We start from the raw sequence: 11,129 nt of genomic DNA on the forward strand, positions 1-11,129 counted from the left end.
ATAAAAAAATCTCCTATTTAATGATAGGAGAATGGAAGAAACTATACAACTATTTGGCATATGTTTTTTCTTTGATTCATTAATCCCATTCACTCAAGTTAGCACGGTAGCGTCCTTCCCAAGCTCGAATCGTGCCTGGCAAAATTCCAACCACTGTTGAGACAGCCTTCATATTATGTTTACCTTGATTGTCTATTTCGTTTTGCATGCCATATTCCTCCAAGAGACAAACATTTGCTCTTGTCTCAGTATTGGAAAAATAGTAGCACTTGTAAACGTTGTGTATGTTTCATCTAACACTTGTAGAACTTCTGTGTTTTATTGATAAGATATGACACTCTGCAGGTGCACCTAATCGCAAAGGTACTAATGTTGTACCAAATCCATTGCTTATTAACGTAAATTTATTATGACTATTTATTAATGCACCTTTTTGATAATAACCCCATTTTCCTAAACGGATTTGACCACCATGTGTGTGACCAGCCAATAATATATCTGAATGGAAATATTCCCTAACTTCATCAAAGACAAATGGAGTGTGGGAAACGAATATAACTATATCGTTGTCAGGAACTTTCTGAAAACTTTTTTCAATATCTGCACGCCCTGATGATACATCTTCAAGTCCAATTAACCAAACCGGCTGTTCCGTGTTTTTTATACAAATCGCTTCGTTTTCGAGTATTATTCCACCAACGTTTTGGATATATCTTCGAATATGATGAGCTCCCACTTCACGATCATTATTTCCCCAAACATAATAAATCGGCCCTATTTTAGCTAGTGCTTTTATATTTTGTTCTATTCTTTGTAATGGAACGCCTCTTTCAGCTAAATCTCCACCGATAATTACTGCATGTATTTCAGTATCCACTTTTTTTAGTAAGCGATTTGTTATTTTTCGGCGGTGGATATCAGAAATAAAGAATAAGGTTAAAGGCCTTTCACCACGATACTTTACTAACTCAATGTCTTGATGGCGCACATTAATTTCAAATGCTTTCTTCATCATAAGGAGGGGCACTAGTAGAACTACACCTATAATACTTGCCAAGTAGTGCATTTCTTCACCTCTTTATCAAAAATAAAAAGAGGAGGGTTACCCCGCCCCTTTCTTTTAATTATTCTATGCATTAATCTTCTTGGATTGCTAGTACTCGGAAACCAGATTTATCAAGTTCCTTTAAAAACTTTTGAACATTGTCACGTTTTTCGATTTTCAAAACGATACGTCGTAATAATTTATCTGTTTCGTCGAATGTAACAAGTGAAATGACGGATTCATGAAACTTTTGGATTATGTCTCCTACACGAGCAATTCGACCTTCTGTTTCTACTGATGTAAACGAAATTCGGACACCTGGTTTATCCATTCCAAATGCGCCTCTGAATTGTTCCATTGTATCGTAACGTGTTACTAAACCTAAAAATTTATTTTCTTCAACCACTGCAATAATCGGAAAGTCATTAAGTTGAACTAATGAATTTTCAAAAACGTCATCTATTGATAAGTAATTATCTTCTCTCGTTACAACATCTAGTAAAGATGTTGTCGCTAGGAATTCATCTTTATTTAAGCCACTATAATAAAAAGCTCTGTAAGCAATGTAGCGATTCAAAATCCCTTTATAAATACCATTTTCTAATACTGGAAGTGCATCAATTTTATTTTTCTCTAATACTTCCAGAGCCGTTTGCACTGACTCAGTTGTTTGAATCGAAATACACTTTTCTTTAGGAATCATTACACTTTTTGCAAACATACTGTCACCTCATTCTTTCTGTAATAGTAATCTATTCAATATAGTTCCCTCTTAATCCTCTTTCCTAATCAAAACTTAAGGCAGGACTAATGTCTGCCCGGTTGAAATTTCGTTTGAAGATAAGCCGTTTGCTGCTTTAATATCTTCCACTGCGTCAGGAGATTTATAATAGTTCATAGCTATACGATAGAGTGTCTCACCCGGTTGTACAACATGTGTTTTCCCACTAGAAGGTTCAGGAACTACTGGTTGTTCTTCAGGTTGTTCTTTTTGCGGTTCTTCTACAACAGGCTCCTCTACGGGTTCTTCCTCTGCCGGTTTTTCTTCTGCAACTGGTGGTTCTTCAGGTTCAGTTGATTCTTCAGAAGTTTCGCTATCAATGTTTTCTTCAGTTGCTTCTGTGTCTGTATTTTCATTAGCTGTATTAGATGATGAATCTTCATCATTTTGTTCATATTTAAGTTCGCTATTGTCGTAAACTGCTGTTTCATTTGCATTTGGCTCATAAAAAGCAAATACGTAAATTAAGAATGATACCGGAATTAAAATAAAGAAAAAGAACAATATTGGTAATAATATATTACGTTTCTTTTTCGTTTTCTTGGGAGTCGACGTGTTGGTATGTCTTGAAGATCGTGTCTTTGGCTTCTGCTCGTCACCATTTATTTGAATCGGTTTTCGATATTCTTCAATTTTATTTTGATAATCATCTTTGTTCATTGTAGTAAACTCCTATTCTACGTATCGTCTTTGTTTATTATGACGAAAATTAGCGAAAAAGTAAAACAAACATCTAATCTATCATGTGGAATAAAGACGATAATCGATTTTCCCATGATTGCAATGTTAAATAGGATGAGTTTGCTTTCGAAGATTCAACTATTACGTCTAACTCCATTCCGCATTTCGAACAGCAATTGAGTGGTTTCGAATTTATTGCCTGGCCAAAGAACTGTACAATTTTTTCGCGGATACAAGTAGAATTCAATAAAATATCCTTGATTTGATGAATTTGTTGTATTTTTTGGAGTCTCAGTTGGTGTAAAATCTTGACTGTCTCTTCCATCGTTTTTCTAGATAACCAATAGGATAGGATTCGGACATGTGTTTCTGACAGTAAGCTTTGAGACACTAATTGAGTAGGCTGTATGCCGTTCCTTGTTGCCTCCATAAATACGTTTACATGTGCTTCGTCAGGAAAATCGTTCGTCGCAACGAAAATGGAAAGGTCTTCATCATCCTTTGTATAAAACAAGGTAGCTAGAGAATCAGCACCATCTCTTCCTGCACGTCCAATTTCTTGAGAATAATTGGCGACAGAAGATGGAAAATGATCATGTATAACTTGACGCACATCATTTTTATGGACTCCCATTCCAAATGCATTCGTTGCACAAACCCAATCAATTTCATTATTTAAAAACTGTTGTTGAACAAACATTCGATCAACCTGTTCCATCCCAGCATGATAAGATGCAATCCGTATGCCTTTAGTGATTAATTTCTGAGCGTAGTTATCCGCTTTCTTCCTTGATTGAGTATAGAGAATACCGGGTCCAGTAAAATCATCAATTTGTTTTGCTATTTTATCAAATTTTCCCTCTCGAGAATCTACTTCTATAGCTGCATAACGAATATTTGGTCGATCAAGTGATTGAATGTGTTGTGTTGGTTTCTTCATATTCAAATGTGTATGTATATCATCCATAACTTGTTTTGTCGCTGTGGCAGTTAAAGCTAAAACGGGAGGTCGATCCATATTGTCGCCTAACCATTCGCCTAAACGTAAATAGTCCGGTCTAAAATCGTACCCCCACTGTGAAATACAGTGAGCTTCATCAGCTACAATTAGTGAAATTGGAATTGACTTCAATTTCTCTTTCACTTTCTCTTGTGTGACCATCTCAGGCGATAAAAAAATAAATTTATATTGTTCAAGTTTGTTCAAAAGCGTTTGTTTTTCAGATTGTGTCAAAAACGAGTTAAAGGCTATCACTCTTTTTTCGCCCATTTTTTTTAATTGCTCTACTTGATCTTGCATGAGAGCTAGCAATGGTGAAATAATGACCACACTATGCGGCAAGATATATCCTGGAAGTTGGTAGCAAAGTGATTTTCCCATACCGGTCGGTAAAATTGCGACCACATCTTCCTGCTGTAAAATACTTTGAATGATTTCGAGTTGACCTGGTCTAAAAGAAGAATAGCCAAATTTTTCAAACAGTATTTTATGTAGATTGTTGGTCAATTGAATCACCTCCAATGGCTAATAAGAGTCGTAATTGAAAATATGAATAAGCTGGAAATGCCTCTTTTAATGTTCTTAATTTCTTGGTTTGTTGATTTTTTATTTGTTGAATGATGTGTTGAATGTCTTCACACGGAAAAAACATGTGAATTGAAAATAACGGTTCGTTCATTGCCATTTCCACAAAATGATCTTCAATCGTACTTTTTTTCAATTGTCGGATTGACATTATTTGTTCAATTGAATGGCCTTGATTATACAAGTCTGCTGTTCTTTTTGCAGATTCCGTCAATGGAGTGGTTGTCTTGATACCTTCACTCATTCTAGGTAACAATATTAATTTAGTATTCAACGAAATTTCATCTAGTACGATATGTAAACATTCTTGAAAAAGAATTTCGAGGTCCATCTGATCTGTCTCCAACATATGTGACAGTTGTTGCCATGTTACTCCACTCACTTGGTAACCTGATAATCGATGACTTAATATAGTTAAATGAAGATCAGTTAAAGCAGCAGATTGGAACGTAGTTTTTAACTCTTGGTAAAACTCCTCAATAAATCCCTCGTTTTTGTAAGACACCATTTTCAAAAAATGACGAACCCAATTATGAATTTTTTCGTCCTTTTGAATAGGAATAAACGCTAGGTCATTTGCTTTTACATGTGATAAGGTTTGAGTTACTAAAGATAGACGTTGAAAAAATATTCGTTCATTCCCTCGATACAACCAGCCATTCAAGTGAAAGGTTGGCATCTGATTCAGCACTTTTTCACCTAATTCCGTTATTTGAGGAATGGACAACTCATTTACTCGTAGCCAACCTGATTCAATCATCTGGTGAATGATTTGATCGTAACTTTGTTTAGTAAGTCGAGGGAATAACGCGAAATATTTTGTCAGATGATAACTCTTTACATCCTGAATTGTTTGACCCGAACGTTTTCCTCTAATAAGATGATATGGAGCAGAAATAGTGCGTTCTTCATTTAATCGATTGACCATATGTAATATAATTTGTTGAAATAGCACTCGAGTTCCTCCAATTATTGAGTATTTAGGTTGAAAATTGAGGAAAACATGATTAGAATAAATACGAAAGCTTTTTCAAGCGAACGGAGATAAGGGAGAGGTTTAACATGGCGAAGTATACCATTGTAGATAAAGATACATGTATCGCTTGTGGCGCTTGTGGCGCTGCAGCACCAGATATTTATGATTATGATGATGAAGGTATTGCCTTTGTTATTTTAGATAATAACATGGGAACAACTGAAGTTCCAGACGAACTCGAAGAAGATATGCAAGACGCTTTCGAAGGCTGTCCAACAGATTCAATCAAAGTTGCTGACGAGTCATTTGACGGCGATGCATTAAAATACGAATAAAAAATGCTGCGAATTTAATTCGCAGTTTTTTTGTTCGATTTTTATTGATGTCTTTTCTAACTTGAGCACCAGTTAGTTCACGAGGTAAATCAAATTCAAATCTAGGTACCGATGTTTAATCCTGAACAAGTTTTTTCAATATCAGAATTTTATGTAAGTCTTTATTATTATTTTTTGTTTTTCTATATCCGTCTTGTAACGACTTATTATAGACTTTAAGGTCATCCGTGATAGTTAGTAAATGGTATTTTGCTTGATTATCTTCAAATACTTTTAAACTTGTATAGTCAATATCAGCATATTCTAATAAATCCTCGGTAAAAGCAAACCCAATTTTAATATCATTTTTATAAATTCGTGTTCATTTATATCAATCATTGTAAAGTCTAACTGCTCCATACACTCAAATGGATTGTATCACTTTTACACCCCTCATTAACATAATATACCAATTATCAAGTATTCAACTTCATTACTTAATAAGAAAAGCTCCCCTGTAAAGGCAGCCGGTTCTTCAACTAAGTACTCATTAGTTGAAAAAGGAATAAAATCTTACTGTTGTTGGTATTATTCTAGGCGATACCCAAACTAGATTAAGTGCATGCTATGTTAAAATGATCTTTGGGCGTGAACGGAAGAAAACTATTTAGTGAGGTAGAGAAATGACGAGAAAAGTTGTATACATTTTACCTGGACTATTGGCTTGTATTGCAATTGCAATGATAGGTATAGCACTCGGAAGATTTTTCCCTAATTTAGGGAGTGGTTTATTTGCAATTCTAATTGGCATAATAATTGGTAATTTAAAAATAGGTTCTTATCCCATATTAAAGCCGGGGGAAAAGTTTTCGGGAAGTATTTTACTGTACTTTTCCATTGTTTTATTAGGAGCAACCTTAACATTCAATTCATTATTTGAAATTGGATTGTTAGGTCTTGCTTATATTCTCATTCAAATGGCAGGAACGATTATATTTGTTATTTGGTTAGGAAAGAAACTGCGATTCGGTGAAGATTTTGGTTTGCTGATGGCAAGTGGAAATGGGGTCTGTGGTTCATCTGCGATTGCGTCGACTGCACCAGCTATCCAGGCTAAAGAATCTGATGTGGCCGTTTCTATTACGATTGTCAATCTGCTGGGTACGGTTTTGATGATCATGTTACCAGTGATAACAAATGCGATTTTTCATAACAATTTATTGCGGTCGTCTGCATTAATAGGTGGAACATTACAATCTGTTGGTCAAGTAGTAGCTAGTGGAAGCATCGTTGGTGAGGCAGTAAAGGATCAAGCAGCCGTCTTTAAAATCAGTCGAATTATCTTTCTGGTAGCTGTCGTTTTTGTTATGAAACAGATCAAACTTAATAAGGGAGAACAGCCAAAAACGCAGGAGACCTTTCAATGGCGTACAATCGTTCCATGGTATGTCGGAGGGTTCTTCATATTATGTTGTTTGAATAGTATTTTATATTTCCCTGGAACAGTTACACATTCAATTAAGGGGTTCGGAAACTATTTGGAAATCATCGCTTTGGCGGGGATTGGAATGAGTGTGAAAATAAAAGACCTTACAATGCACGGCTGGAAGTTATCGGCTTATGCCGGAGGAATCGGTCTATTCCAGATTGTATTTGCTCTATTATTGATTTTGCTTTTATTGTAAGGCTCACATAAAATAACGGCATGCCCATCAAATTCAAGGATGTGCCGTTTTTGAGTTATTAATTAATTGCGAGGAATAAATAACATGACAGATACACCAATTAAGCATATCCAAGCACCAATCCAATCATATGTATCTGGCATTTTTTTATCGATTCCCCATCCCCAAAGGACAGACAATATAATAAATACACCACCATAAGCAACGTAAACTCTACCGAGAGAAGGAAATGATTGAATAGTAGCAATCACCCTTCTTCTTCTTTTCTTTCGTTCATCCGATATTCACCAAATATACATCGTTGATTTGACTGGCTTTTGATGAATCTATCAGTCCTATCCAATAAATAGATATCCATTCTATCTTGGGGGTTTAGTAAACTAAAAAAGATCGTCTATGACGATCTCCTGGTTATTTAACAAAAGCACCCTTCGCTTAACAAGAAATAGCATGAGTTAATTTGACGGTGTAAATAAATCATTTTTGTCAGCATACCAATAACGTGTATAGTCTGTGGTGACAGAAGCATGACCCATTTGAAGCAACATGGATGTAATATTACCTCGATGATATGTTGCATGTGTTACAATATGCATAACCATTTCTGACAAACTCGTTTCCCGTTTCCCTTCCCATGGAATATCTAGAACCCTCATCTTTTCAAAATCCTCTTGCTGGTTTAAACATTCTTTAATCCTTTTAGATAAGTTGTAAAACAACCTTTCCATTTCTTCAATACCTTTCCCTTCTCCTGCTTCTTTCTCAACTTCCAATGCTTCAGGCATGTTTTTACCAGAAATAATATGAAACCATAGCTGGTCGACGATGTACATGTGAGAAACCACTTTCGATATAGAAGGGAAAACGCTTAGAATTTCTTGGCGGTAAACATCATCAGAAAGCTCTTTTAATCTGTTAAGAAGTGTTTGATTCGCCCAAACATGATACTCGTACATTTTTACTGCAAGGTGAGTCAAGTTTAAATCCTCCAATATAAAAATACTCTCATAACAAAATCTCAGAAAACGTTATTTAACTAAACTGCTGCGCCATCTTAAGGACGAAAGCTGTAATTTCGTGGTCCTATCTTAGTTTTTTGTCATATCGCTACATCAACCTATTTGGGTACATCAATACCCTAATGCAGTTCAATGATTTTCAACTCGAGCACTCGTTTGTTAATAAGACTCTTTTGTTACGTTATCAGGCGAAGTCTTCGTGAGCTCCGTTAGTCTATTTATCGGTGATTGTCATGGATTGGTTGAAACAAATCTTCTTGAGTAGTCCGAACAACGGAAAAATGGTCAACATTGTAATGACCATGAAGTATTTTATTGTGATGACTTATAATCTTTTCGGCAGCTAGAATTGAAGAATCTGCCGTCGAATGGCCATCCCCAACTAAAGTAACATCAAAATGATTGACTGTTGCAGTTCTAACTGCAGTGTCAATACAGTGTTCTGTTTTACATCCCATGATAACAAGGTGTTCGATCTCATTATCCTTTAAATAACCCATTAATGGCGTTCCATAAAATGAATTTGTTGCTTTTTTATCAAATATTTCTGATTTAGAGGGGACTTTAATATCCTCATGTACTTGAAACCCTTTACCTTTGCCTTCAGCGACATCTTTATCTCTTATAAAAACTATTAAAGAATTTGATTCTAATGCTTTATTAATAACCAAATTAATATTATCCACTAGCTTTTCTTTATTAAAAACACTTTTTTCATTCTGATTACCTTCAATTAATTCCTGTTGGGCATCAATGACTAGCAAAGCTTGTTTCAATTGAAAAACTCCTTTTCATTTAAATTTAATATAAAACCTATTCCTCAAGCTGCACTTCAATTTAATGTTCATACTATTCGCCTCCATCTTTGTGGAAGTGAAGAAGTTGTTGTATATTCTATTTCGTTATTAAGTTGGCATAATCCTCTAATTCACTAACAACACATGTTGCGAATCACCTATTACCTATTTATACATATGCTGTTCGAAGTTCGATTCAAGAACAGGACGGACACTACCTTTTTATAAAAATTATTGAGCTATGTCTCTCTTTTATTGTAATTTTCACGACGCTAGTTATTTAATTTTCATATGGGTTGAAGAAGGCACTATCCTAAGTTATTTAGTTTAATAACACTTTTAATGCTTCTTCAATGGCTGCTTTTAAATCATTTTTCGATTGATTAAATAATGTTCCAGAACTATTAGGAAATCCGCTATAGTAATACCATAATGAAATAGTGTCTGCATAAAAATCGTCGTCATGTTTTGGACCTTCGTAATTAATTGCTATTTGAGAACGGTACTCTTTTTCCAGACAGTTTTCAGAAGTTAATTCTTAAAATTCATCACCGTCAATGTCTCTGCAAATCCAAATCCTTAGATTTTGCTTACCGTGGCTTTCAAATTATGTGACATAGTTTCTTTGAAGGAGGTACTCCAGTGTTCTCCTAATTTCTCCAATGCAATGATATTACTTTTAAGTTCTTCGTTAAACTCACTTTTTGAAACAAAGATATAGTTGTCATCAGAAGTATTATCCTTATGTTTAAACAACTTTTTAAACGAATCGAACATACTTTTCCCGCCACTCCTTAAGTGTAAATATATAAATCTTTAAGTTAAGTAATAGTATTCCATTACATTATTAGTAGAAATTCGGTTTAAACATACTTATCCATTCGAATATCAGTCCACATCTTATCTTGCCAAAATGTGAAATTGTCAATACTGCCTATTTCCTTGTATCCGAGCTTCTGATAGAGCTTCTGGGCTTGTTTGTTAAATTCAAATACGCCTAATTCTATACGTTTAAGTCCCTCCTTCTTAATCTGTTCCTCTAAATATTGAATTGCTACATAACCAATACCTTTTCCCCGCCCTTCGTTTTCACCAATTGTGATACCAATCCAGGCAGTCCCAGGCTCTTTTTTGTAGAGATGGCTCGGATCTACCATATAGTTCATTTCACCGATTAACTGGTCATTCAGATATATTAGGTAGACGTGATGGTTTTCCAGGCGTTTATTTATATCATCCAAGGTCATATTATCCCTACGTTCCAATTCCGATTTGTTTTTATTAGGACGAGTCAACGGAATTAAATGTGGATTGTTTTCCCATCGATTAAATACCTCTACAACGCTTGAGGTGGGGTCAGTTAATTTTATAAAATGAGTAGTCATTGTTCTTCTCCCCTATCTAATACATCTCATTTAAGCTCTCTATTAGTTGGTATTTATTACATAGGTCTTACCTCTTTAATAGTTTAAATTCGTCTCATTCATAAGTGTCTACTTCAATACTGTATACTAGAATATCACCAGGTTGACAGTCCAAAGCCTTACAGACGCCTCTAGCGTAGATAACCTAATGGCTTTTGCCTTTCCATTTTTCAATATAGAAAGATTAGCCATCGTTATGCCAACTCTCTCAGATAGTTCTGTAACACTCATCTTCCTTTTAGCTAACATCACATCAATTTTAATAATAATAGCCATTTTCTCACCTCAGACTGTCAATTCATTCTCTGATTTCAATTTAAGTGCACTTGTCAACAGTTGCTGAAGAACAGCAGTAAATAGTGAAATAACAAGAGTTGTAAAAATGATTACAAAACCAATAATTACTATGCCAGGATGCAATGCATTTTGTGATAGTAGGAGAAAAATGCCTATTTGATATAAGATAATTATTGTAATTGCACAGTTCTTAATATGTCCTAATGAAATTACAGCCAATTCCGAAAAAGCAATTTCACTTTCAATAAAAATTAAAAGCTTAAATCCTTGATACATTGCAAGAAAAAATGGTATCGCTGTAAAATGAACTGAACCCCGAATAGTGGACACTTTAAAAAAAGTGTCCCTATCCGGGGTTTTTTCTATTCATAGACCCCGTTATACTTGAAGATAACAATTATGGACGGGAGATTTTCAGATGAGCAAAATAATATTCAATGAACATCAAAGAAGACAAATTGAATCAAATCCTAATGTGACCTCTGTGTCTGATCGTACAATCCAGTTTGCTTATGACTTCAAAGT

At 34.9% G+C, this 11,129-nt stretch carries 12 protein-coding genes and 2 pseudogenes; 2 read left to right on the top strand and 12 right to left on the bottom strand.

Annotated features, from left to right (window positions below; genetic code table 11):
• Positions 1-79 precede the first annotated feature (79 nt).
• The 6 genes from C8K15_RS21205 to C8K15_RS15005 form a co-directional block, all read right to left on the bottom strand.
• On the bottom strand, positions 80-208 hold the full coding sequence (locus C8K15_RS21205; protein WP_255421124.1) for a MerR family transcriptional regulator: 129 nt from the start codon (positions 206-208) through the stop codon (positions 80-82).
• Positions 209-289: 81 nt separating this feature from the next.
• Positions 290-1,012, bottom strand: coding sequence for a metallophosphoesterase (locus tag C8K15_RS14985; protein ID WP_233260513.1), 723 nt, complete (start codon positions 1,010-1,012; stop codon positions 290-292).
• 124 nt (positions 1,013-1,136) lie between these two features.
• Positions 1,137-1,766 carry a CBS domain-containing protein gene (locus tag C8K15_RS14990; RefSeq protein ID WP_108587193.1) on the bottom strand — a complete coding sequence of 210 codons (630 nt, stop codon included), beginning with the start codon at positions 1,764-1,766 and terminating at the stop codon, positions 1,137-1,139.
• Between the two features lie 75 nt (positions 1,767-1,841).
• Entirely contained in the window at positions 1,842-2,486 is a 645-nt protein-coding gene (locus C8K15_RS14995) for a LysM peptidoglycan-binding domain-containing protein (RefSeq protein ID WP_108587194.1), read from the bottom strand.
• Between the two features lie 73 nt (positions 2,487-2,559).
• Positions 2,560-4,014 (bottom strand): RecQ family ATP-dependent DNA helicase, encoded by a 1,455-nt coding sequence (locus C8K15_RS15000; protein ID WP_108587195.1) that lies wholly within the window; start codon positions 4,012-4,014, stop codon positions 2,560-2,562.
• Positions 3,995-5,047 (bottom strand): YpbB family protein, encoded by a 1,053-nt coding sequence (locus C8K15_RS15005; RefSeq protein ID WP_108587196.1) that lies wholly within the window; start codon positions 5,045-5,047, stop codon positions 3,995-3,997. Before C8K15_RS15005 ends, C8K15_RS15000 begins: the two co-directional genes overlap by 20 nt.
• 107 nt (positions 5,048-5,154) lie before the next feature.
• Between C8K15_RS15005 and C8K15_RS15010 the strand changes: the two genes are divergently transcribed.
• Complete coding sequence (locus C8K15_RS15010) at positions 5,155-5,403, top strand: ferredoxin (RefSeq protein WP_075617651.1); 249 nt, start codon at positions 5,155-5,157, stop codon at positions 5,401-5,403.
• Between the two features lie 662 nt (positions 5,404-6,065).
• On the top strand, positions 6,066-7,067 hold the full coding sequence (locus C8K15_RS15015) for a YeiH family protein (protein ID WP_108587197.1): 1,002 nt from the start codon (positions 6,066-6,068) through the stop codon (positions 7,065-7,067).
• Positions 7,068-7,129: 62 nt separating this feature from the next.
• On the opposite strand, the pseudogene C8K15_RS15020 reads toward C8K15_RS15015, so the two are convergent.
• The 6 genes and pseudogenes from C8K15_RS15020 to C8K15_RS15050 all read right to left on the bottom strand — a co-directional run.
• A pseudogene (locus C8K15_RS15020) lies at positions 7,130-7,318 on the bottom strand (YnfA family protein); the annotation flags it as partial.
• Positions 7,319-7,522: 204 nt separating this feature from the next.
• Positions 7,523-8,044, bottom strand: coding sequence for a DinB family protein (locus C8K15_RS15025; protein WP_108587199.1), 522 nt, complete (start codon positions 8,042-8,044; stop codon positions 7,523-7,525).
• Positions 8,045-8,304: 260 nt separating this feature from the next.
• On the bottom strand, positions 8,305-8,862 hold the full coding sequence (locus C8K15_RS15030; protein WP_108587200.1) for an isochorismatase family protein: 558 nt from the start codon (positions 8,860-8,862) through the stop codon (positions 8,305-8,307).
• A gap of 884 nt (positions 8,863-9,746) precedes the next feature.
• Complete coding sequence (locus C8K15_RS15040) at positions 9,747-10,268, bottom strand: GNAT family N-acetyltransferase (RefSeq protein WP_108587201.1); 522 nt, start codon at positions 10,266-10,268, stop codon at positions 9,747-9,749.
• 94 nt (positions 10,269-10,362) lie between these two features.
• Positions 10,363-10,583 (bottom strand): annotated as a pseudogene (locus C8K15_RS15045) (helix-turn-helix domain-containing protein).
• 9 nt (positions 10,584-10,592) lie between these two features.
• Complete coding sequence (locus tag C8K15_RS15050) at positions 10,593-10,934, bottom strand: DUF2975 domain-containing protein (protein WP_233260514.1); 342 nt, start codon at positions 10,932-10,934, stop codon at positions 10,593-10,595.
• Positions 10,935-11,129: the final 195 nt, after the last annotated feature.

It is taken from the genome of Paenisporosarcina sp. OV554, assembly GCF_003058165.1.
Classification (GTDB): domain Bacteria; phylum Bacillota; class Bacilli; order Bacillales_A; family Planococcaceae; genus Paenisporosarcina.